We start from the raw sequence: 24,008 nt of genomic DNA on the forward strand, positions 1-24,008 counted from the left end.
TCATCATCTATGGAAGTGTAAGAGCTTCCCAATTTTCGGGAACAAAGATATTATCCTTAATGTGCATCCATTGGTTATTGGCAATTTTAAGTTTATTTTTATAATGATTACGGCTACTCAGAGCCGGGATGGTTGTAATAACTACGCCATCCTCTTTATTGCTTTTTAAAGGAAGGCCTGTATAAATATTAACTGGATTATCAAAAAGATTATTCATGAGAAGTAAAGGAACGTCAGCGTTAGTCATAAAAGTATTATCAATAGTAAGTTCCTGTTCCTCGGAATTCTGGTGAAAATCCTTATAAAGCAGCAGGGCATTATAGCTTTCAATATTTCTTCCATCAGGAAGTATAAAACTCCCGGGTAAATTGACGGCAAGATTCGATCCGTGATCCGAAACTATTATTATTCTAGTATTATCATAAACATCATTATCTTTTAAATATTTAAACCATTTATCAAGAAGTATAAACGAGGCAATATTAGCATGATATTTTTCATCCTCTGCAAAAGGGCCTGAGCCCCGGTTGATAACATTATTGGCCGGAATATATTCCGGAGGCTGCAAAAATGCAGGATCATGTGGTAATTGGCAAAGAATCTCATTTAATGTTGGAGTGTCATTATCATTAATATTGGTAAGATATGATAAATAATCCAAAAAAGCATAATTATTAATTGTATCTATATTTAGGGCACCCCTTACTTTTGAAGTACCATCAAATTGGTTGGTAGTAAGCCATTCGCCGTCATCATAAATAAACAATCGGAAGAAAAGAGGAGATTCTTTAAAAAATGAAAACCGAATTAGGTTATTATTTAATAATTTCGTAAATGATAGTATAGTAACTTTTGGGTGTTTCTGAAGCCATTGGTTAGTATATTTGCTAATTATATTTTCAGCGTTAATTTTAGGGTAATTGGCAAATACACTAAGATTAGACTGAAGATAGTTGTCAAAAGGCGGATCATTTAAAGAAACCTGATATCCTGATTCCGAAAAAACACGGGGCAGCAACAGATAAGCTTCCTTTTGTTTTTCTACCAGAGTAATTGAATCCTTGTTATTTATTTCAATCGGTGTATATTCATAGCCACCGTATAATGGCGGTGCTCCAACCATGGTATGGTCAGCATAGGAAACACAATTTGGATACCATGTAAAATCTTTAAGAAATTGATAGAGTTCCGGTTTTTCGTCTAAAATATATGGAATATAACCGGAAACTGCCTTGTCAAGCATTATCAAAAGAACATTGTTACTATTTCTAGATAAGGAAAAGAGGGGCTGTATCATATTTGAGTCATTGTCTGCAAAATCCCGTTCCTTCAGAATGCTTGAAAAATCATTATTAATTCTAATAAAACTAAACAGGCTTAGCCCAAAAAGGGCCATTAAAACAACGATTTGTGCAGAAAGGAGAATAAATTTCTTCTTTGATTTAAATAAATAAATAACTATAATTGGTACAGCAATCAAAAGCAAGCCATTTATTATTGATAATTTATAATCAGAGTAAAAAGGTTTTGGATCTGAAAACAACATAGATACGGTAATAAAACCAAAATTTTCCTGAATAAGAAATGCATTTATCAAAGAACAAAAAGACAGACAAGTGAAAATAATTATAAACGGAGCGTTCGATTTTTTCCCAAAAAAGAAATAAAGGATGAGAGGCCATAATAAAAATAATCCGGCAGCTTGAATAGTTGTTTGTAAAATAAATGGAAACGGTGTTGTATAATTTTCAATAAAAGAAAAATCCTGTACGGAAGAAGCAATAAGCATTCCGGGTATGATAATACCAGTTAGGAAAAATAAAATAATAAGGGGCATTAGGATATAAACAATTGGATAATCATTGACATATTTTTCTTTATGTCTTATTTTTAGAATGTATTTGTCAAAAAGAGGCAAAAATAATATAAATGATAAAGCGATGCAAGCTAATCCCTTCTTTAAAATATTGCTGCTAACCTTAATAAATATAATGTATATGTCAATAAATATCGTAAAAATTATTAAAATGGCATATATAATTTTTCTTTTATTTTTTAATTTTTGAAAAATATTTTTTATTAATGAAAATATATTATTCAATGTCCAGTAAAGTACCAGAGCGGATGGTGAATTATACAATAAAACGAGAAAAATAAGCGCCATTACATAAAGCTGTATTTTTTCATTGTTTGAAAACCCTTTTGTATAAATTGCACCGGCAATACAATTTATAAGAGTCATAATAATGGGAAGCACATTTATGTATATAAATGTTGAGTTTACCATAAATTGTAACAGCCTGTCTGGTTTTCCTAAGTCTTTAATTAATAAGAATGAAATACCCTGGATGGCTGATAAATTGGAAAGATACGAATAGGCAGCGATAAAAAAAGGTATCTGGATCAGTAGGCTAAAGGTAGTCCGTAGTGCGAATACCGGATGGTAATTATTCTGCCGATAATAAGTTGAAAGAATTAGATACTGCTCATCTCCCTTATATACTGCCTTAATTCTGTCTATTTTTGGTTTAAGTTGTTTTTGAATGGTCCGTTCAGCCTGCTGGTGTTTTTCTGCAATAAAATACAGCGGTAGAGTACATATGCTTACAGCAAGGCTTACCCCCAAAATAGCTGTAACGTGATTATCAAAAACACGATAAGCAAATAGATAAACTAATTCAATAATTTGTATCAGTGGATATATTATAAGAGTATATAAAATAGTAAGCATTATTTCTCCGGAATATTATGGGACTGTAACAGCTTTCCAGTTTTTTGGATCAAATATATTATCCTGGACAAAAAGCCATTGATTATCCCTGATTTTATATTTATATTTTGAGTGATCCCTGCTGCTCAGGGAGTCTATTGTTGTAATGGTTACTCCGTTTTCTTTATTAGTTTTTAAAGGAATATTGGTAAAAGGATTTACCGGATTTGTTATTATATCTTTTGTCGCCAAGAGCGGGACATCTGCATTTATCATAAAGGAGTTATCAACTTGTAATGCCGTTCCCGTTCCTTTTGAATTAAAGTCTTTCACCATCAATAATGCCGTATATGATTCAAGGCATTTTCCATCCGGAAGAACGATATTATTTTCAAAATCATCAAAAATATTGCCCCCATGATCAGAAACTATAATGATCCTTGTATTATCATAAACTCCATTTTCTTTCAGATAAGTAAACCATTTTTCTAATAAAATAAAACTGGCAATATTACCATGATAAGTAACAGAATTGTTAAAATGACCATTGCCCTTATTTGTAACTCTTTGAGCAAGCTTATAGTCAGGGGCTTGTAAAAATGACGGATCATGAGTCAGCCCATTATAGATTATATTAAGGTTGTTTTCCTTTTTATTATTCAGTATTGTAAGTTCCTTTAAAAAATTAAGGCAGGCATAATAATCTATAGTAAAATCCGTTAAACTTCCGTTAAGCTTACTAAATTTATCCAATGATGTTGTAAGCCATTCTCCATCATCGTAAACAAAATATCTAAATATAAATGGGGTTATTTTAAAAAAAGAAAACCGTATGAGATTATTTTGTAAAACATTTGATATGGATAATCCGGTTACACCGGGATTCATCTGAAGTAGTGGTGTTGAGTATTTACCAATTATATTTTCAGCATGAACTTGAGGGAAATCCCTGAAAATGCTTAAATTTGATACTTGATTATTGTCAAAAGGAGGATCGGTTACTACTGTGGAGTAACCTAAATTTGCAAAAATAATAGGAAGTAATAAAAAGGCCTCCTTATGTTTTTCAATAATTGATACAGTGTCACGTTTGTTTATTTCCAGAGGCGCATATTCATAACCTCCGTATATGGGAGGAGCTCCTGCCAAGGTATGCCCGGCGAAGGAAATGCAGTTTGGATACCATGTGAAATCTGAAAATATTCCGAGCAAATTCGGATTTTCATCAAAAATATAGGGTATATATCCTGGTATAGCTTTATCAAGCATAATAAGAACCACATTTTTTCCGTTTTGGGAAAAAGAATATATTGGCTGGAATAATTCGAAGTCGCTATTTTGAGTGCTTTTTAGCTTTTGAAACTGGGAAAAATTATTTGATATGGTAATAATATTAAAAATGCTGAATATACTAAGCGCTAAAAGTGTTATATAATTAAATGATTTAATGACAGCCTTTTTTCTTGTGAATAGCATGGCAAAGGTTAATATAAGAATTAAAATAAGGATACCTATATTCCCCAAAAGAATTTTATAATTTGATGTAAATGGTTGAGGCTCGGAAAAAATAAGGGTAATTGTAAGAAATCCGAAATTATCCGGAATCAGGAAGGTATTAACTAAGGATGAGGCAAGGAAAAGTGTAATAAAAAAAGATAAAAAAATTCGGACTTTCCTGGAAAAAAGGAAATAAAGGCATATTGGCCAGAAAAGAAATATACCCGCAGCTTGAACTGTTGTATAAAATAAAAAAGGGAATGGGGTCGTACGGGATTCAATAAATGAAAATTCACCTACGGCAGATGCAATAAGTGAACCCGGTATAACTACCCCGGAAAGTAAAAAAAGAGAGATCGCGGAAATAAAGAAAGTTTGGCTCCAGGGGTTTTCTATTTCCGCAGAAATAAAAAAAGGTTTTATTTTTTGTTTGAAATAATTATATAACTTTGTCAAATAGGGAATAAAGAAAACCATAGAAAACACAACGCAAAGCATGAGCCGTTTTATAATATATCCTGAATGTAAAATTAATAAATACGCATCAAGCAAGGAAACAAGAAAGCATAAACCTATATACACAACTTTTTTTTGATTTTCAGTCCTTTGTAAGATGTTTTTAACTAAAGAAAATAAATTGTTCATTGTCCAGTACAGAACCAGTCCTGCAGGTGAGTTATAGAGAAGCAAAAGAAACACAAAGGCCATACTATAAAGTTGGACTTTATCTTTTATCTCAAGCCCCTTCGTGTATATAGCACCTGCAATACAGTTTATTGCGGTCATAAGTATTGGAAGAAGATTCAATCTGAAGTTTCCGATTAAAAGAAACTCGTCGGGGGAACTTAAATCCTTAATAAAGGCAAGTGGAACACCCTTGAGGCTCGAAAGTTGGGATAAATACGTATAGGCAGCTATAAAAAAGGGGATTTGAATTAGTAGGCCAAAGGTGTTACGCAATGCGTATACAGGGTGGTAATGATTTTGCCGATAGTAAGTCGAAAGCAACATATACTGTTCATCACCCTTAAAAACAGCCTTAATCATGTTAATTTTAGGTTTAAGCCGTTTTTGTATATCCCGTTCAGCCTGCTGATGTTTTTCTGCAATAAAATACAAAGGCATGGTACTTACACTGACTGCGGCGCTTACCCCTAAAAGGGCAATGCCATGGTTTTCAAAAACACGATAAACAAATAAATATACCAGTTCAATAAGTTGAACCAGAGGAAAAATAATGATGTTATAGAAAAAAGATATCACTTAAGGATCTCCTGCAAAACAATTGCTGCAGTTTTTTTAAAAGAATATTTATCGTATAAATCAGGAGAAAGATTTAAATATTCCACCTGTCTGTTATACAAAAGAAACATAAGTTTATCCTTTAAGTTCTCGCTGTCACCGGCACAAAAATATTCTACTGGAAATTCAGAATATATTTCCTTAAAAACAGGGATATCAGAAAGTAGTACCTTTGTACCGGATATTATTGCTTCAATAGGAGGGCTCCCAAAACCCTCATAGAGAGATGGCTGTACAAGTAATGAAGCTTCGGATAGTAGTTGTGCAAGTTTTTCATTGTCAATAAATCCGGTAAATTCAATTATGGAAGAATCGACATTATCTATTATTTTTATTATCTGTGAATCCGCAGATCTGAAATTATCCTTACTTCCAACAATAACAAGTTTATGTTTTAACCCCGCTTCTTTAGCCTTAAGAAATGCGTCAATAAGGCACCATAACCCTTTATGCCTTTTTATGTTTCCGATAAACAGTATAAAGTCTTTTTTATTAGTCTTCCGGTGGTCAGCATCAAATAAAAAGGATTGCACACCGCTGTAAGTAACAGTAATTGGCGTTTTAGTACCCAGATAGAATTCTATCCGGGATTTGGAAAATTCAGATACTGTAAATATTTTTCGGGAATGTTTGGCTGCCCTTCTAAAAAACCACATGCGTACCGCCAAACCTGTTTTTGAAACAAGCTCGGGCATATCGGCAAAAACAATATCATGTATTGTTGTAAATATCGGAATAGTTATACCTGAGGGAATATTAAAAAAGGGGGAATAATAAATAGTAGTTTTATTGATCTCATGCCTTATTTTTGCTGGAAAAAATAAATACTCTGTAACAGAAAATGGTTTGGCATCGCAATTTAAAATTGCAACATTACTATAACCTTTGGTAACTTGCAGCAATCTTTTTTGATTGCCAATAAGCAAGAAATCATTTTTGGAATCAAGTAGAAATGGAATGCAACCGCGTAGATAAGTACCAATCCCGCTGGAATCAACCATCCGGCAGTCGATAGTTATCTTCATTTTACCGTTTTTGTCATAAAATCGGCAATACGCTTACCAGCCTCTCCCCGATACTGCCAGGCGGTATTTTTCGCATCCAGCCGCGCATTTTGCAGTAGGGTACTTTTTGATGCATTTTTTATCACTTCCGCCATGGTTTTAAATTGTTCCTCTTTCAGTTCAATGCCGATTTCCCGAAGTATCCTGAACTGCCATAACTCATCGGGAACATCATCGGCATCATAGGGGCGCAGATCCATATCCTGGCTTACATAAATTACCGGTTTATCACAGAGGAACATAAAATCGAAGATGATACCTGAAAAATCAGAAATCATGATATCCGCCCGGGAAAGGGAGTAAATATTCTCCCGTTCATAGTCCCACTGTACATTCGGATTTGTGCTGTACCGTTTAGCCAGGGTTTCAAGCATATCAGCTTCTGATTTTTTAGACTGGGGATGGGGCCGTACAATAATCCGCCATCCTGATTCAGCCAGGGGATCAAGGAGTCTTTCCCCATAATGCTTCAACAGGCCGGAAGCGCCCCAGGAAGGGGAAACCAATACCGTAAAGGGATGGGTATCTTCAATAGGTAACTGCTTAATCTTTTCAGCGTATACATCCAGGTAAGTACAGCCAACGGTAATGAGCTGTTTTTCAGGCAGACTGCGCTGTTTTTCCAGAATGCGGATATCCTTAGCCTGATAATCCCCGGTTAATAACACTGAATCAAAATAATCCAGGCCGAACAGGCGGTAGGTAGTTGCGTCGCTTGGCATGTGGAGTACATGGGAATAATGATTTACCGATTTGGAACGTTTAAGCTGATAAACATTCAGGCTCGGGGTGGTCATAAGGACAAAATTTGCGGAAATAATGTTTAATCTTGCGTATGCCTTATTGCCTTCACCGATGAACTCAGATTTTATAAAATGGTACGTATTTTCAAAAACAGGATCATCTTCTGAAGATGTTAGGTATAACAACTCCTGCTGCCTGGTTTCAAATTCTTCAACTACTGGTTTGAAAACATTCCAGTATTGCTTTCCCTCGGAATAAATCACATAGGGATAAAGGGTGTTTGAAACAGCGGCACGGCCCCCAGAAAAGAAGACCTTAACTTTGATAATAACCGCCCTTAAAAGGAAATACAGAGTTGCCGCTGCTCCAATTAATATTGAAAAGAGCATACTTCCCGTTCCGGGATCAATATACAGGGGGTTGAAATGCAAGTGTATCATTTTTCTACAAGCCTCCAGTTTTCTTCATTAAAAATGTTGTCCTGAACATGTATCCATTGGTTTTTCCGTATCTTATAGGTAGTTTTATTGTGCTGGTAGGCCATGGATATATGGTTAGTAGTAATAAGGGCGCCTTCTTTTTTTGGATTCGTATTTATAGGTTTCGCGGTAAAGGGATTTGCAGGATCCTTTATAATCCCTGCGCTCGCCAGAGTGGGAACATCGGCTTGGGTCATAAAATCCATATTGATTTCTAATTCACCGTGTTCATTAAAGTCTTTCATCAGCAAAACCGGATTATATTTTCCCCGGCCTTCTCCGGGAATAGGAATTTCTTTTAATTCTGGATAGGGGTTTACTCCGGCGCCGTGATCCGATACAATAATAATACGGGTATTGTCATAAACACCGTTTTTCTTTAATTCATCCAGCCATTCCCCAAATCGCAAATAAAAAGCATTGTTTATATGATAATACTCATTATTCGAAAATACGCCTCCACCGCGATCCGTTACGATCTGTTGGGGAATATAATCAGGGTATTGCAGATATAACAGTTCATGGGTTACTTCATTTGAAATAAACAATGCAGAAGGTTTCTCCGCATCATAGCTGGTGAGTTCTGGTAAAAAATCAAGCACCGCATAGGAATTTATAAAATCAGTGATGGAATAACCGATGTCATCAGTACTCCAGTACCAACCATCATCATAAATAAGAAAACGTATCATCGGTGGAACAATTTTTAAAAATGAAAACCAGAGCACATTTCTTTTGATATGGTTACCGGTAATATCCCCATTTCCATAGTTGTTCCGTAAATACCATACACTGTTATACCGCCCCTTGGTATTGAAGGCGGTGATATGATCATATTTGTCATATATTCTGGTATCTGGAACCCATGCATAGTTAGCCCAGGAAGGGTCTGTCACTGTAACTTCGTATCCTTCATCAGCAAAAAGTCTGGGAAGCACCAACAGCGCCTCATTGTGTTTTTCTACCATGGGAACCGTATCATGGCGGTTCATTTCACTTGGAGTATATTCATATCCCCCCCATATAGGCGGAACTCCCATTAGGGTATGCAGAGCAAAGGATACTGTATTCGGATAGAGGGTAAATCCGTCAAACTGTTCTTTTAATTGGGGATGCTCTTCGAATATCGGTTTTACATATCCGTTAATAGCAGCATCTGCAAAGAAAATAATTATATTCGGCTCATCTTCTGAAAGGTGAAAAATTGGACTGACCGAATGAACAGCACCCTGAGTGTCATCCCGCCGGCTGAGTAATTCTTTGTATCCTTTGTTTATGCGAAGCATATTATACCCTGAAAAAAAGAGGGATGACAATAAAAGGATTACCTCAATTGAAGAAATTATTTTTATTTTATTGACCCTGAATATCAAAAAAATAAAGCATATAAGAACCAGGAAACAAAAAATATTTAAGAAAACAGAAAGCACAGGAACATCCAGAACTCCGGTGGTATTAAAAAGGAAAGTATTGGTTATTACCCCGTAATCACCCTGAAATATAACGGTATTAACAAGAGAGAAAATTGCTGTAACGGAGAACAGGGCCGTCAGTATAGTTTTAATTTGAGCGTTAAACAGGAAATAAATACAGAGTGGCCAGAAAGTAAAAAATCCAATGGTCTGTGAAAATGAGCTAAAAATAAAAGGGAAGGGTGATTTGTATTGATCTATAAAACTAAATTCTTCCGGAGATGAGGAAATTACTGTAGAAGGAATAAACAAGCCGGTAAGAATCGTGAGGATTAAACAGCTTAACAGAAAAAGTATATTTCTTTGACTAGTATTGGCAAAGAGTGGGAGAAGAAATTTTCTGTAAATATAAGTAATAGCTCTGATATACAGAGGAATGAAAAAAAACAGGGTTAAAGCACCTGATAATATCAATCTTTTTCTTAAAGTTCCGTTATTAATAAAAAGAAGATAGGCAATAAAAGCAATAACCCCAAGGCTGATAATAACATACAGTACCCTTAAAGGGTTTTTTAACCTGTAAAAAATATTTTTAATCAGGGAAAAAACATTATTCATGGTCCAGTACAAAACAAGGCCGGATGGAGAGTTATACAATAAAACAACAAAAACAGCGGCCATCCCATACACTTGAATCTTATCTCTGGCAGGTAAACCCCGGGTATATATAGCTCCGGCAATACAGTTAATAAAGGTCATGGCTATGGGTAGGATATTTACCCTGAAATTGCCGATATTGAATATGGAATCCGGGACGCCTAGATCGCGGATAAAGAAAAATGATTCTCCCCTTAAGGACTCCAGGGTAGACAGATAGGTATAGGCCGCCAGGAAAAAGGGAATTTGAATAAGAATCCCAAAGGAGCTCCGCATAGCATAAATCGGATGGTAATGGTTCTGTCTGTAATAGGTTGACAGGATCATATATTGTTCATCACCCTTAAACACGGCTTTTATTTTATCAATCCCGGGTTTAAGCTTTTTAGTTATATCCCGCTCTGTTTTTTGCCATTTTTCTGCTATCACATAAAGTGGAAGGCATAAAATTGTTACTGCAAAACTTACTCCAATAACTGAAAAAGCAGCGCTGTCAAAAACCTTGTATACAAGCACATATACTGTTTCAATAATTTGAACTATAGGAAAAATAATAATAGCATAAATGACATTTAACATTTAGTATCCTCTAAAATCATAACATGCTGTATAAAATCATTCAGGTTTGAAAAGATTAAAACTCTTCTGCCGTCAATATTTTCTTCCTTATTATCAGCGTTAGGCTTCAAAAGTATTGGTTTACATCCTGCGGCAATCCCAGCAAGCACATCTTTTATATCGTCCCCAACCATATATGACTTTGATAAATCAATATTATATTTTAGAGCAGCCTGAAACAACATTCCGGGTTTTGGTTTTCTGCATTCGCAATTAATCTTATACTCAGGGCGTTCACCGGGGAAACCTTTGTCGGGGTGGTGGGGACAAAAAAATATGTCATCAAGATATGCCCCTTTCCTGCCTAGTTCTGTTTCAAGCTTGTGATGAATATTTTCCAGGTCAATCAGTGATGCTTCCCCCCTTGCTATTACCGGTTGATTGGTAATCACAATAGACAGGTATCCGGAACTATTTATTCTTCGTATAGCCTCCGGCGTGCCATCAATCAGTTCAAGTTGTTCCGGTTTTGTCACAAATCCATTCAAAGTATTGATAGTCCCATCTCGATCGAGAAACACCGCCTCCTGAGGGCAGGATAAATTACGCTTCCTGACTATACCCCGTTCAATATCGGTGGATACCTGCGCATAACGCTCCGGGGTGCCCATGTCTTTAATATATTCAGGGGTATTGTAAGCATAAATGGCGCCACAGGATATGAGAGGTTTTAAAATATCGCGGTCAAGGTCTACTTTTTCTTTATGCGGGCCTGCCTTAGCAAGCAGGTTTTTTGACAAAATGTGAATACCCGCATTAACCTGGTTTTTATAATACAAACGGCTATCTTCTTTATTGAGCCATTGAATAACACGGTGTTCCTGATCAGTTATAAGCAGTGCGCTATCGAAAGGATGGTTGTTTGGATGAACAACAAGAGTTGCCAGAGCTTTTTGTGTAGAATGAAACGCTATAAAACGTGAAAAATCAATATCAAAAATGATATCGCCGTTTATCAGAATAAAATCATCGGAAAGATTGTCTATTATTTTATACAACGCTCCGGCAGTACCCAGGGGTTCTGTTTCTGTGTAATAGGAAATGGTGCAGTCCCATTTACTTCCATCGGTAAAATAATCTTTGATTTTTTCACCAAGATGCCCAACAACCATGATAATATCAGTAAAATTATTTCTTGCCAGGCAATCGATCTGATGTTCTAAAATTGGTTTCCCGGCTATAGGAACCATTGGCTTTGGAATATCCGATGCTATTGCGGCAATACGAGTCCCTTTGCCTCCGGCCATGATTACAACTTTCATGGAAAAAAATGCTCCTCAAGCATAAGGCACAGTGCATGATAAACGGGAAGATGTAATTCCTGTACGCGGTAAGTTTCTGTTTCCGGGACAATCACCGCAACATCGGCAATTTTCGCAATTTCACCACCGGTCCCGCCTGTTAGGGCTGCAGCCTTGAGGCCCCTTGCCTTAGCAGTAATCATGGCATATAGAACATTTTTTGCATTGCCTGAAGTTGATATCCCTAAAAATAAATCCCCAGGCTGGCCATAGCCATATACTTGCTGAGCATAAATGATGCTGCCGTCAATGTCATTGATACAGGCGGTCGTCAAAGCAGTATGGGCGGATAGCGCTATGGCAGGCAAGCCCTGTTGAATATTCCGCGCAATATAGTTTGAAGTATCTATATCCGTGAGTTTTTGTAATTTTGCGGTAAAATCAGCAGAGAGTGGGCGCTTTTTTAGGAAACCTTTCATTAGTTCCCCAACAATATGATCTGAGTCCGCAGCGCTCCCCCCATTACCGGCAATCAGCACCTTCCCTCCAGCTGCGAATGTATCTGCCATAAGCCTGTATGTTGCGGCAATATTATCCTGAATACCGCTTAATACCGGATATCGTTCAATTAATTGTTGTAAATAGTCCATGCCTGGGTTCCAATTTCAGTAAAACTTGCAGGGAAAACAGTCCCTTCTTTTTGCTTTAAAGCTTTTATAAGGTTAATACGGTTACAGGGGTTGCAATATAGCATCATAAAACCACCTCCTCCGGCGCCCGAAATTTTCGCTGATTCTGCTCCATTTTCCATGGCGTACTGAAACAATCCATCAAGAAAACTATTCGAAATAGAATCCGCTAAATTTTTCTTAGCCAGCCAACCCTGTAGCAAACATTTCGAAAAGCCCCCAAAATCCCCTTTCAAAAGGAATTCCTTCATAAGAACAGCCTGCTTTTTCATTTCATGCATACCTTCAATACTTTTCATGTTCTTGTTTTGGGTGTTTTCTATTTGCCGTTTTATGATATTAGCGCTTTCTCTGGAAACACCGGTATAATATAATACCAGTGAGGCTTCAAGTTCATTACGGATCCAGCGTTTCAGCCTCAGGGGATTTACGATAACTTTTTCATCCCGGTAAAATTCCATAAAATTAAAGCCCCCAAAGGTAGCCGCATATTGATCCTGTTTTCCCCCGGCCATATGTAAATCTTCCCGTTCAATTTTATATGCAAGAGAGGCAATATCGTATTCACCTAAAGGCAAATTCAACCATTCAGTGTATGCTTTAAGAATAGCAACAACCAATGTAGAAGATGACCCCAATCCGGAGCCTGCAGGAGCATCGGAATAGGTGGTCATTACAAAAGAAAGAGGCTTACCATTATTATAATCCGCTATAATTCGGTTATAAATACCGCTATGAAGAGGAAGCGCCTGGGATATATCCAGCACACTTGATGCCTCATACTCTTGCTGCTTTTCAATATCCGTTGCATTAAATATAACTTTATCATTATTAGTCGGTTCCAAAATACAATAGGAATACATGTCAATTGTAGCGTTCAGCACATACCCATCGTATATATTATAATAAGTATCAATGTCCGTGCCGCCCCCGGCAAATCCTAGTCGAAGAGGAGCTTTTGATCGTATCACCATAAATAAATATCACCTTTTAAAAAATCTTAATAAACTTAACGAAATTCTTTTAGTAATTCATAGACTTGTCGTGCAGAATTGTCATAGGAATATTTTGCCAGAAGTGCATCAGGTTTTTCAATTGGGTTTTGCATTAGTTCTTCAAGATCAATATCGGTATTATATGGATCAATGTAGTGTGCGGTGTTCCCATAAATTTCCGGCAAACTGGCTGCGTTAGAAATGATAATCTCGGCCCCGCAGGAAAGAGCTTCCAGGGGGGGGATACCGAAGCCTTCGTAATAGGAAGGCATCAGGAAAGCCCGGCATCTTTCCATCAGAGCCTTTACCTTAGAATCACTCAGGTATCCTAAGAGCAGTATATTTGATGGAGCTGTAGTATCTTCAAGTTCCCGCACCTTGAGTACCGGCAAGCTTGTACCGGAAACCGCGAACATTGTTTGGGGGTGTTTGGAAGCATATTTTATTATCCAAAGGATGTTTTTTCTCATGGATAAGCTTCCAAGGGTAAAAAAGTATCCCCGGGCTTTAAACTCCGGGTGTTCATTAAAAATGGAGTAATCAGGAACTATATTCTTAAAATGTTCCCACCCATTATACACCACAGATATATTATGGGAGTCAATATTATAGGCATCCGCAATCTGGCTGCGACTGAATTTGGAGACGGTAATTATTCTTTTGGCGTGCTTCGCTATTAGACGGTACTGCCATTTATTGTACAGTCTCACCAGCCAATTTTTCAGCCCCCGGAAATCTTCCGGGAAGAATTCGCAATAAATATCATGGAGAAATACGATTCCTGGAAAAAAGGGGAGAATGGTATTGGCAAATTCAAGGATGATATATTCACGGTGGGTCAAAAGAAAAAGCTGTAGGGTAACCATCTGCCACCAAATATGAGGCTCTTTTTTTTTATGCAGTATTATTCTTAAATTTTTATAGGGCGGCAGTGTTACAATATCTCCGGGAACAATAATACTAATTTCCTCAAAGGCGCTTAGCTCATCAAGCCTTTTAGTTAGTTCAAATGCAAACCGCTCAATGCCTGTGAGATTACGACAGAGAAAATACCCGTTAATCAGGATTTGTGGCATTATTTTCGAAACAGTCTTTTAACAGATTTGGTTAGATGATACATAAATGTATTAAGTTTTTGAAAAAGAATTGGGTGTTTTTTTCTAAGCCATATTATTTTTGAAAACAGGGAGCTATCAAAAGCGTCAATAACACCCCTGTCTGCCACAATCCTGGTATATTGCTCAAAGGCCGTTTTAGGATGTTCCAAGAGTTTGATTATTTCGGGTGTAATGACGCCATTTTCCCGGATGGAAGAAAGGGTATTTTCAGATGCAGGAAGGTAGGGCGGGGTGAAAGAAATCAGAGAGGTAGCATAGTAATGAATAATCTTCGCATTATATAGAAAGGGGAGGCCATTATGACTTATCTGACAGTTCCATTCACCGCCAAGTTCCGTGATAATGCCGTTAAGTTCATGGTCTGCCTGGTTTAGGGAGGGCATATCCTGGACATTCCCTTTTTCCCTGCCTTTAAGCCAAAGCTCATGCCATTTTTCAAAAAAAAGATCTCCCTCAACACAGTCCCTGCAGAAGATCAGCCCGCCATTATAGTGATTTTCCTGTTTAAAGGAGGCGTCAAAACCAATCTGTGAATCCGAACGTTGAAAATAATCTTTCAAATGGTGGTTAGAAAGATTTACATGGGTATCCAGAACGGCTCCAATTTTTATTTCAAAAGGAAATTCCGGCGCTAACTTTTCTGTAATAACAGTATCACAGTCAATAAATAAAAAATCTTCGGTAATATATTTTCTGATAGAAGTTTTAATCCACCGGGAAGCTTCTTTTTGGTTATATTCATCAGGAATAGCTATTACTTTTATTTCCGAAATATATTTTTCATATTCGGCTCTTTTACCTGTAAGTCCTTTTTTAGTCTTTTTATCAAAAAGAACCACTACATCCGCATCCGGATTATACATACGCATAGATACGGTGGAGAGAAAAAACTGTTCGTAATATGTATCAGTCGGAGATGAAGTTAAAACGTAGACGTATTTCATGGGTTCCCGGAAATTATTTTCGCTAGTCTGTCTAGATCCCGTTCCTGCCGCAAGCGTACCTGTTCAAGGCGAGCTTTCATTTTTTCTGTTTTTTCTTTCCGTATTTCAGAATCAAAGCTCTGCAAAACCCGTATGCTGATTTCATCCTCATTATGGGGATTAAAATACAAAACAGAATCGGCACAGATCTCCGTAATTGAGGAATTAGCAGAACAGGCACAAAGGGTTCCGTATTTCATTGCTTCCAGAGGAGGGTAACCAAACCCTTCGTTCATAGTCGGATAGATAAAAAGCAGGGAATATTTATAGAGCATTTCCAAGGTTTGAGAAGGAACATAAGCGGCAAGAACAAAATGGGAAGAATTTTTAATTAGTTTCCTGTAGGCTTTTTCATAGGAAACCCCAAGGATAAGTACTTTAACATCCGACAAGACCGAATGTTTTTCCTGCGAAAAAAGTTTAACTAGCGCCCTGCAAGCCCGATAAGCGCCCTTCTCTTCCCGGTCACCGCCGATGAGCAAAATATACTTACCCGGTTCAAGGGAAAAGTCCTTAAGGGTAGAGGTACCTTCGTCTTGGGGGCTTTGAATAAGTTTCGGGGGAGAATATAGGGTCTCTATCGCTGAAACTGCTATATGAGGGGAAAAATAGTTTATAGAATATTTTGAATGGCAGGATACTGTTATGATGGTTTGATTTTTAGTACGGTTAAATAATAAATTAAAATTTTTTGTACTTTTGCGTTTCAGGTATTCTATCCACCAGTGAAATAAAAACAGGCTAACAACATATTTAACATGAGTTCTAAAATTCTGCTTTTTATATTTCAGAATATAGTCATCCCAGGGGTATTCGGTGGAACGGAGCCCATGAACCGTATAAACAAATTTTGTATTTTTGGGGATGTTCAGATTATAATAAGAGTAAGGCAAGGCAGTAAAAAAAAGGTCGTACTGTTTTTTTATGAGCAGGGCGCTTATTTCACTATTGGTTTTACAAAGATTTATAGGGACATTATTATTTTGGCATTTGTTAACAAGATCATTATCAATATTTTTTTCCGGATTATAAAATATTTCCAGGTTTGTAGTTTCAGAAAGAGTTTCAAATAATTTGTAAAATACTGTTTTTGCGTATTCCGCGGCGCCATGAAAATCACTGCCGATAATAGGCTGAGCTGCTGATAGGTCAAAAAGTATTGTCATGAAGAACTTGTAATTTTTTTAGTGTAAACGGTAATCATAGGGGGACTCTGTCTTCCCCGTAAATGATTGCGAATTGATTGAGGGCAGCGCCCCAATCCCGTATAGGCATTGTCCATTTTCTGGAAATGTTTTTCAAGCCCATAAAAATTAATTTCACCGCAGCCTCATCGTTTGGGAAAGACTGGCGGTGTTTGATAATTTTTTGAATCGTGTAATTAACCGATTCAATGGCATTGGTAGTATACACCGCCTTCCTGATTTCAGGTGGGAATTTGAAAAACGGTATGACCTCGTTCCACCGGCTCCGCCAGGACTTTGAAATCATCGGGTATTTTTTATCCCACACTTTTGAGAACTCGTCCAGCGCTTCGGCGGCAAGTTCCGCTGAAGGAGCCAGGTAAATAGTTTTGAGGCTGGCTGTCACCGCCTTCCGGTCTTTGTAGGGGACAAACCGAACTGAGTTTCGGACCATATGGACGATGCAAAGCTGGACCTCGGTTTTGGGGAACACCGCGGCAATGGCGTCGGGAAAACCGGTCAGCCCATCGACGGCGGCGAAGAGGATGTCCTGTACCCCCCGGTTTTTGAGTTCATTCATAATGCCCATCCAAAACTTGGCCCCTTCGTTCTGCTCAATCCAGAGCCCTAACAGCTCTTTCTGGCCGTCCAAACGTATCGCCAAGGCCAAATAAACGGATTTCTTGACTACCGCAGCCCCATCGCGGATATTGACCCGCAGCGCATCCAGGAAAACTACCGGGTAAAAGGGCTCAAGAGCCCGCCCCCGCCATTCGGCTGCCAGTTCCTTAACCTCATCGGTTACCCGGCTGATAAGCTCAGGCGAGACGTCAACCGCGTAGATATCCTTGAGGTGATCTTGAATCTGGCGGGTAGTAAGCCCAAGGGCGTACATCGAAAGGATTTTGTCATCGAACCCCCGAAACTCCCGCTGGTGTTTGGGAACAATTTGAGGCTCGAATGTCCCCTCCCGATCACGTGGGACTTCGACCGGCATCGGCCCGTGGTCGGTCCTCAGCTCTTTGCTGTTTTTGCCATTCCGGCGGTTCGAGATTTGTTTTTCACCCGGGTCGCTTTTCTCATACCCAAGATGCTCGGTCAGCTCAGCCTCCATCGTCCGCTCCACCAGCGCTTTGGTCAGCTGCTTCATGATCCCTTCGGGCCCGTAAAAGTCATCGGGCCCATGGTAGTCCTTCAAAATCTCGTCCAGGACTTCTTTTGAAAAGGCCATACTTGCTCCTTCTAGGTAGTATAGCCGTTTACACTAATTTTGTTACAGGCTCTGTCATGAATTGTATCTAATTTAAATAACGATTTAATATATAATAAAACCACTTTTAATATTTTCTTAGTTTTTGATTTGAAAGAACCATTGAAATCAAGATAAGTATTATATTTGTTCGACTTTTGTATTGTTTCTTCAAAATAGTCATATATTACTTCTTTTGAAAAATAGGATGGTAATATATCGAAAAACTGGAATTTTAATTCTTTTGGGATATCTGATGGAATCCGATTAAACAGAAAATCTTTTAAAAGATATAATTCCATGCCTAAACATTTGTCTTTTAGTTCAGGAATGTTTTTAGCTATAAATTCATTTATTTTTACTATAACAGTATGATATGATGTCAGCCATTGTTTATAAATTTCTAACGAATATTCTCTTTTTCTGGTCCATCCGGTAGTAACCGAATAATTAATCAATGGTTTTTTTAGATAGCCGAATGTTTTTGCATAAAATGATATTACGATGGAAGTATATAAATCCTCTGATCCGGATGCATAAAAATCATCCATAGATTTATAAGCTTCAATAATTACAGAGCGGGCATAGGCTTTAATCCAAACTATGGGAGAGCATCTGTTTTCTTTGTCAAGGTAGGCCTCTAAACATGCCTTTGATGTGTTATAAAATGGCAGAAATCTTTTTTTGTTACTGGGTACTTCCAGGGAATCGAATTGAATTATATCAGGGCTTGTCTTTTGGATTTCATTTTTTAACAGAGCGCAGGCATTAAGGTTAAGATAATCATCACTATCAAGAAATAGAATATAATCCCCAATTGAATTTTCAATACCTGTTCGCCGTGCTATAAACTGGCTTTTATTTTTCGAATGAAAAAAACATTTTATCCTTGTGTCATTCTTTTGAAATTGTTTTAAAATTTCTTTACTATTATCATTTGAATAATCATCAATGCAAATAATTTCTATATTATTATATGTCTGATTAATACAGGAATTAATGCATCTATGCAGATATTTAGCCGTGTTGTAAACCGGAATAATAATTGAAAATTTTATCATAGTTTTATCAATTTATATAAAATGCTTTTTATAGTGAGTATAAAGATAATCTTCAATGCAAAGATACTCTTTTACTTTGTTAAAATTATCAATAAGAGCGGGTATCCGTCGTAAATAATCAGTTTCATCACAGGAAGAAACTATTTTATCAATAACATTTTCCTGTATAGATTTAACCTGAATAATACCGTTTGGATTGAAAAAATCATTTATTTTTGTGGCTCCTATATATATTGGAACAGTGAATGATGCAAAACAATTTAAAATTTTTTCAGTAAAATAATATGGAGAGATATTGTTTTCTATAGCAATATTATACCGATATTGTTCTAAGGGATCGGATATTTTCTCAAATCCTTCACCACCGTCAAATCTGCCATAAGTATCAACGGGTGAATTTTCTCCAATATACTTAAAATGCTTTGCTGTATTAATTCTAAAATTATGTAATTCACATTTTAATTTTGCTGAAGATATTATGGATATATTTTTAGTTTTATATTTATATTGATCGGGATTCAAAATCCCGCCGTGTTTTTTTGTCCCATACCATACTCCGTATGCGGGTATAAAAACGGCATTGGAATATTTATTTAATATATCTTCTGACCAAGTAAAAATCAATTCAAATTCTTTATCAAGATCTTTATTTAAATCAAAAATCTTATAATCCTCCGGGACAACAGATTCGGATTCTATATAAAAAGCAAATTTTTTTAATGGCTTTCCGATTGTGTTCAGTATATTCTTGTGAGAATACACATGATTTTTTAATCCATAATTGTATCGATCCCAGTGAATATAAGCAGGAATTTGTCCATCAACAAAACAATAAGGATTGTACCAACTTTGATCATCCCGCAAAAAAATTGATTTTAAAAATTCTCCATTTGCGTTAAAAATGGCAGGCTCTTCGGAGCATGGTATACTGGAAAGCTGCCTTTTGATTTCATTTTTTATTATTATTTGATGGGAAATACCATAAGGAAGAATATTTTTTACAATGTTTTTAACGGAGTTTAAGGTGCTCATTTTTAATCAGGTTAACGCTTTTTCCTTTTATATAAAAATCGCTCAATCGTTCGCTTTCCCGGGTATCCGGATAAGGTTACCCATCGATTTTGATCCTGATCAAAAACAAAATGTACAACTTGGCTTATACGCATTTTTAGTTTTCCGACAAATCCGTCTTTTCCATTATATTTCCAAAAAATCCTATCAAAAAAAAGTGTTATTTTATCATAAAAAGAAAGCTTGCCAATTACGGTATCTAATTGTTCTGATCTGTAATCCCCGCTCTTTCCTAAATTTTCTTTTCTGTGCCTAAATCCTCCCAGGTATGTTTCAACAATATACAGCTGAAAGTGCTTTGCAAATTCGGTCCAAAGATAATAATCTCCAGCAAGTTTAAATTTGGACAATATTTCAAAATTAATATTCTGATTTAATTCCGCACGCCAAAAAGTTGATTCCTGCTGTATAACCGGCAAAACAGGACCATACAAACCTTGTTTTATAAAATTTTTTCGGTAATAAAAAGGATTTATCAATGAAATAATTTGACCTGCCTCGTTGTATCCAATCTGCCATCCGGTAAGCCACTTAACATCATTATTCTTCATTATTTCAATAACAATATCAAACGCCGTTTGATTATAAAAATCATCCGCATTGATATATGAAAATATATTTCCCTTTGCAATTTTCATTCCCTTTACCAGGGCATCATACATTCCATTATCATGTTCGGAAATTATTTTAACATATTTACCTAAGCGATGTGAATTAACAGTTTCTTGTATAACATTAATTGTACTGTCAGTAGAATTCCCATCGACGATAATATAATCAAGTTCAGCTCTTCCGGATAAAAAAGCCGTTTGATTTAGCACAGAACCAATAGTAGTATATATATATTTTTCTGCATTATAACATGGAGTAACAACGGTACATATAATTGCCATATTTTCTATTTACTATTTGATAGCAAGAGGAATGAACTATAAGCATTATTAATACCTTCCTTAAGCCCGGTTTTTGCATTCCAGCCCATGGAGTGTAATTGGGATACATCAAGCAGTTTTCGCGGAGTCCCGTTTGGTTTAGATGTATCCCATTCCATCAAACAGGTTCTGCCGGGTACATCGGAATAGACAATGTCTTTAATTAAATCCGCTAATTCTTTAACAGAAAGATCCTTTCCGGTTCCGATATTTATAAATTCGCCAATATCAGCGGCGTTCTTGTTCTGCATAAGAAAAACTACTGCATCAGCAAGGTCTTCGCTGTAAAGAAATTCGCGGTATGGCGAGCCATCACCCCAAAGTGTTACTATATCCTTCCCCGAAATCTTAGCTTCATGGAATTTAGAAATAAGAGCCGGAAGCACATGGCCATTTTCAATATCGTAGGTATCTTCCGGTCCGTATAGGTTGGTGGGCATTACAGATAGATAATTGGTTCCATATTGTTTGTTATAGTTGCCGCAAAGTTTTATGACAGATATTTTTGCAATAGCATAGGCGTCATTTGTTGGTTCCAAGGGGCCGGTCAAAAGGTATTCTTCTTTTAAAGGCTGGGGTGCCATTTTGGGATATATACAGGAAGAACCTAAATTAAGCAGCTTTTTTACCTTACTGTTATAAGCAGCGTTAACTATATTAAAACCAATCATTATATTCTGATATAAAAACTCAGCGGGGTAATTTGAGTTTGCACCGATACCCCCCACCTTAGCTGCGGCTAGAAAAACATAATCCGGTTTTTCTTCTGAAAAAAACTTGTTTACCGCAGCTTGATCCAATAAGTCCAGTTCCCTATGGGTACGGGTTATAATGTTTTCATACCCATCTGACTTAAGACGTTTCAGTATGGCGCTACCAACCAGTCCGCGATGACCGGCGACATAGATCTTGTCCTGCTTATTCATAGAAATTTTTAACCTCATATCCCCCATTTTTAAGATGGAGTTCTTTTTCGGCTAATTCAATATCGTGCTTTACCATCATTTTTACCAATTCCGGTAGCTGTACCTTTGGTTTCCAGCCTAACTTGGTTGTGGCTTTTGATGGATCACCGATAAGAATATCCACTTCGGCGGGACGGAAGTATTTAGGATCAATTTCTACCACCGTTTTTCCGCTGCTCGAATCGACAGCTTTTTCATTTACCCCGGAGCCTTCCCATTTAAGAGTTATCCCTGCTTCAGCAAAGGCCATGGTAATAAAATCCCGAACCCTGGTGGTGACCCCGGTGGCAATAATATAATCATCCGGAACATCCTGTTGGAGCATAAGCCACATGAGTTCCACATAATCTCCGGCGAAACCCCAGTCGCGTTTGGAGTCAATATTACCCATAAAAAGCTTATCTTGGAGGCCAAGTTTTATACGGGCTGCAGCACGGGTTACCTTACGGGTTACAAATGTTTCTCCCCGAAGGGGGCTTTCATGATTAAAGAGTATGCCGTTACAGGCATACATTCCATAGGATTCTCGATAGTTTACCACGATCCAATAGGCATACAGTTTTGCTGCGGCATAGGGACTACGGGGGTAGAAGGGGGTAGTTTCCTTTTGGGGGATTTCCTGAACTTTCCCAAAAAGTTCGCTGGTGGAAGCCTGATAGAGTCGAACCCTTTTTTCCATGCCTAGTATACGGATAGCCTCAAGCAATCTGAGTGTTCCTATTCCATCGGCATCAGCGGTATATTCGGGTACCTCAAAGGAAACCTGTACATGGCTTTGGGCTCCTAGATTGTAAATCTCGTCTGGTTGTACCTCCTGGATTATCCTGACCAAGTTTGAAGTATCGGTCAGATCTCCGTAATGAAGGAAAAACTTTCTGCTTTTATCATGGGGATCCTGGTACAGATGATCTATCCGTTCAGTATTAAAGCTTGAAGCGCGACGTTTAATGCCATGCACTTCATAACCCTTTCGTAATAAAAATTCGGATAAATAGGCGCCATCCTGACCGGTAACGCCTGATATAAGGGCTTTCTTCATATAATCTCCTATTGGTTTAACCAATTAATTTTTTAAAATAGGCTATGGTCTCTTTTAGCCCATCTTCAAGGGATACTTTAGGTTTCCAATGCAATTTTTGATCTGCCAGGGTAATATCTGGTTTCCGTTGTTTCGGATCATCTGAAGGCAGGGGTTTATAAATGATCTTGGAACTGCTCCCGGTAAGTAAAATTATTTTTTCAGCAAGTTCAAGCATTGTAAATTCACCGGGATTACCGATATTTACAGGCCCGGTAAAATCCGTTGGTGAATTCATCATCAAAACCATAGCATCTATCAGATCATCCACATAGCAAAAAGACCGGGTTTGTTGACCATCACCATAGATACTAATATCCTCATTCTGTAATGCCTGCATGATAAAATTACTAACAACCCTGCCGTCATTGGGATGCATATTTGGGCCATAGGTATTAAAAATCCGGATAACCTTTATTTCAACTTTATGCTGCCTGTAATAATCAAAGAATAAAGTCTCTGCACAGCGTTTGCCCTCATCATAACATGAGCGTAACCCTATCGGGTTTACATTCCCCCAATAGGATTCAACCTGAGGGTGAACTGCCGGATCTCCGTAAACTTCGCTGGTGGAAGCCTGTAATATACGCGCCCTGGTACGTTTTGCGAGGCCGAGCATATTGATAGCTCCGTGGACACTTGTTTTTGTGGTCTGAACAGGATCGTACTGATAGTGCGGAGGACTTGCAGGACATGCAAGGTTAAATATCTTATCTACCTCAATATAATAAGGGAAAGTGACATCATGCCGGACCAGCTCAAAATAGGGATTATCAATTAAATGGGCGATATTCCGTTTTTGACCGGTAAAAAAATTATCCAGACAAATGACATCATTTTTATCCTTGATAAGCCGGTTGCATAAATGGCTTCCTAAAAACCCGGCTCCGCCAGTTACTAAAGCACGGGGTAATACATAGTAATCATCTCTGTTAGGCATAGTTCTTCCTAATTAAGTA

Annotated in this window: 18 protein-coding genes; all 18 read right to left on the minus strand. The window is 37.4% G+C overall.

Going from position 1 to position 24,008, the window contains the following annotated elements; all coding sequences use genetic code 11:
• Positions 1-7: 7 nt before the first annotated feature.
• Entirely contained in the window at positions 8-2,731 is a 2,724-nt protein-coding gene (locus tag TREPR_RS08055) for a membrane protein insertase YidC (protein ID WP_015707801.1), read from the minus strand.
• Between the two features lie 15 nt (positions 2,732-2,746).
• A complete protein-coding gene (locus TREPR_RS08060; RefSeq protein WP_015707802.1) occupies positions 2,747-5,470 on the minus strand; it encodes a YidC/Oxa1 family membrane protein insertase in 2,724 nt (907 codons plus the stop codon).
• Entirely contained in the window at positions 5,467-6,534 is a 1,068-nt protein-coding gene (locus TREPR_RS08065) for a glycosyltransferase family 4 protein (RefSeq protein WP_041611083.1), read from the minus strand. The genes TREPR_RS08060 and TREPR_RS08065 overlap by 4 nt, the downstream gene beginning before the upstream one ends.
• Complete coding sequence (locus TREPR_RS08070; RefSeq protein ID WP_015707804.1) at positions 6,531-7,757, minus strand: CDP-glycerol glycerophosphotransferase family protein; 1,227 nt, start codon at positions 7,755-7,757, stop codon at positions 6,531-6,533. The genes TREPR_RS08065 and TREPR_RS08070 overlap by 4 nt, the downstream gene beginning before the upstream one ends.
• Positions 7,754-10,444: a YidC/Oxa1 family membrane protein insertase gene (locus TREPR_RS08075; protein ID WP_015707805.1), complete on the minus strand. Its 2,691-nt coding sequence runs from the start codon at positions 10,442-10,444 to the stop codon at positions 7,754-7,756. The genes TREPR_RS08070 and TREPR_RS08075 overlap by 4 nt, the downstream gene beginning before the upstream one ends.
• Complete coding sequence (locus TREPR_RS08080) at positions 10,438-11,745, minus strand: HAD-IIIA family hydrolase (protein WP_015707806.1); 1,308 nt, start codon at positions 11,743-11,745, stop codon at positions 10,438-10,440. The genes TREPR_RS08075 and TREPR_RS08080 overlap by 7 nt, the downstream gene beginning before the upstream one ends.
• Positions 11,742-12,374 carry a D-sedoheptulose-7-phosphate isomerase gene (locus tag TREPR_RS08085; protein WP_015707807.1) on the minus strand — a complete coding sequence of 211 codons (633 nt, stop codon included), beginning with the start codon at positions 12,372-12,374 and terminating at the stop codon, positions 11,742-11,744. The genes TREPR_RS08080 and TREPR_RS08085 overlap by 4 nt, the downstream gene beginning before the upstream one ends.
• Positions 12,353-13,387: a GHMP family kinase ATP-binding protein gene (locus TREPR_RS08090; protein WP_015707808.1), complete on the minus strand. Its 1,035-nt coding sequence runs from the start codon at positions 13,385-13,387 to the stop codon at positions 12,353-12,355. Before TREPR_RS08090 ends, TREPR_RS08085 begins: the two co-directional genes overlap by 22 nt.
• A 35-nt stretch (positions 13,388-13,422) precedes the next feature.
• Positions 13,423-14,484 carry a glycosyltransferase family 4 protein gene (locus TREPR_RS19125; protein WP_015707809.1) on the minus strand — a complete coding sequence of 354 codons (1,062 nt, stop codon included), beginning with the start codon at positions 14,482-14,484 and terminating at the stop codon, positions 13,423-13,425.
• Complete coding sequence (locus TREPR_RS08100) at positions 14,484-15,389, minus strand: glycosyltransferase (protein WP_169313409.1); 906 nt, start codon at positions 15,387-15,389, stop codon at positions 14,484-14,486. The genes TREPR_RS19125 and TREPR_RS08100 overlap by 1 nt, the downstream gene beginning before the upstream one ends.
• A 77-nt stretch (positions 15,390-15,466) precedes the next feature.
• A complete protein-coding gene (locus TREPR_RS18925) occupies positions 15,467-16,675 on the minus strand; it encodes a glycosyltransferase (RefSeq protein ID WP_015707811.1) in 1,209 nt (402 codons plus the stop codon).
• Between the two features lie 34 nt (positions 16,676-16,709).
• Entirely contained in the window at positions 16,710-17,924 is a 1,215-nt protein-coding gene (locus tag TREPR_RS08110; protein ID WP_015707812.1) for an IS256 family transposase, read from the minus strand.
• A gap of 11 nt (positions 17,925-17,935) precedes the next feature.
• The gene (locus tag TREPR_RS17845) at positions 17,936-19,003 is read right to left on the minus strand and encodes a glycosyltransferase family 2 protein (RefSeq protein WP_015707813.1); all 1,068 of its coding nucleotides are present in this window, start codon (positions 19,001-19,003) and stop codon (positions 17,936-17,938) included.
• Positions 19,004-19,015: 12 nt separating this feature from the next.
• On the minus strand, positions 19,016-20,035 hold the full coding sequence (locus TREPR_RS08120) for a glycosyltransferase family 10 domain-containing protein (RefSeq protein WP_015707814.1): 1,020 nt from the start codon (positions 20,033-20,035) through the stop codon (positions 19,016-19,018).
• 11 nt (positions 20,036-20,046) lie between these two features.
• Positions 20,047-20,967, minus strand: coding sequence for a glycosyltransferase (locus TREPR_RS08125; protein ID WP_015707815.1), 921 nt, complete (start codon positions 20,965-20,967; stop codon positions 20,047-20,049).
• 5 nt (positions 20,968-20,972) lie between these two features.
• Positions 20,973-21,932 carry a GDP-L-fucose synthase family protein gene (locus TREPR_RS08130; protein WP_041611084.1) on the minus strand — a complete coding sequence of 320 codons (960 nt, stop codon included), beginning with the start codon at positions 21,930-21,932 and terminating at the stop codon, positions 20,973-20,975.
• A complete protein-coding gene (gene gmd, locus TREPR_RS08135) occupies positions 21,925-23,010 on the minus strand; it encodes a GDP-mannose 4,6-dehydratase (RefSeq protein ID WP_015707817.1) in 1,086 nt (361 codons plus the stop codon). The genes TREPR_RS08130 and gmd overlap by 8 nt, the downstream gene beginning before the upstream one ends.
• A 16-nt stretch (positions 23,011-23,026) precedes the next feature.
• Complete coding sequence (locus TREPR_RS08140; protein ID WP_015707818.1) at positions 23,027-23,989, minus strand: UDP-glucuronic acid decarboxylase family protein; 963 nt, start codon at positions 23,987-23,989, stop codon at positions 23,027-23,029.
• Positions 23,990-24,008: the final 19 nt, after the last annotated feature.

It is taken from the genome of Treponema primitia ZAS-2 (assembly GCF_000214375.1).
GTDB classification, from domain to species: domain Bacteria; phylum Spirochaetota; class Spirochaetia; order Treponematales; family Breznakiellaceae; genus Termitinema; species Termitinema primitia.

Coding starts and splice junctions, on each gene's coding strand:
- TREPR_RS08055 (WP_015707801.1), bottom strand. CDS start 2,731: ATGCTTACTATTTTATATACTCTTATAATATATCCACTGATACAAATT.
- TREPR_RS08085 (WP_015707807.1), bottom strand. CDS start 12,374: ATGGACTATTTACAACAATTAATTGAACGATATCCGGTATTAAGCGGT.
- TREPR_RS08065 (WP_041611083.1), bottom strand. CDS start 6,534: ATGAAGATAACTATCGACTGCCGGATGGTTGATTCCAGCGGGATTGGT.
- gmd (WP_015707817.1), bottom strand. CDS start 23,010: ATGAAGAAAGCCCTTATATCAGGCGTTACCGGTCAGGATGGCGCCTAT.
- TREPR_RS08080 (WP_015707806.1), bottom strand. CDS start 11,745: ATGAAAGTTGTAATCATGGCCGGAGGCAAAGGGACTCGTATTGCCGCA.
- TREPR_RS08130 (WP_041611084.1), bottom strand. CDS start 21,932: ATGAATAAGCAGGACAAGATCTATGTCGCCGGTCATCGCGGACTGGTT.
- TREPR_RS08120 (WP_015707814.1), bottom strand. CDS start 20,035: ATGAGCACCTTAAACTCCGTTAAAAACATTGTAAAAAATATTCTTCCT.
- TREPR_RS08070 (WP_015707804.1), bottom strand. CDS start 7,757: ATGATACACTTGCATTTCAACCCCCTGTATATTGATCCCGGAACGGGA.
- TREPR_RS08125 (WP_015707815.1), bottom strand. CDS start 20,967: ATGGCAATTATATGTACCGTTGTTACTCCATGTTATAATGCAGAAAAA.
- TREPR_RS08140 (WP_015707818.1), bottom strand. CDS start 23,989: ATGCCTAACAGAGATGATTACTATGTATTACCCCGTGCTTTAGTAACT.
- TREPR_RS08110 (WP_015707812.1), bottom strand. CDS start 17,924: ATGGCCTTTTCAAAAGAAGTCCTGGACGAGATTTTGAAGGACTACCAT.
- TREPR_RS18925 (WP_015707811.1), bottom strand. CDS start 16,675: ATGACAATACTTTTTGACCTATCAGCAGCTCAGCCTATTATCGGCAGT.
- TREPR_RS08090 (WP_015707808.1), bottom strand. CDS start 13,387: ATGGTGATACGATCAAAAGCTCCTCTTCGACTAGGATTTGCCGGGGGC.
- TREPR_RS19125 (WP_015707809.1), bottom strand. CDS start 14,484: ATGCCACAAATCCTGATTAACGGGTATTTTCTCTGTCGTAATCTCACA.
- TREPR_RS17845 (WP_015707813.1), bottom strand. CDS start 19,003: ATGATAAAATTTTCAATTATTATTCCGGTTTACAACACGGCTAAATAT.
- TREPR_RS08075 (WP_015707805.1), bottom strand. CDS start 10,444: ATGTTAAATGTCATTTATGCTATTATTATTTTTCCTATAGTTCAAATT.
- TREPR_RS08100 (WP_169313409.1), bottom strand. CDS start 15,389: ATGTATAATCCGGATGCGGATGTAGTGGTTCTTTTTGATAAAAAGACT.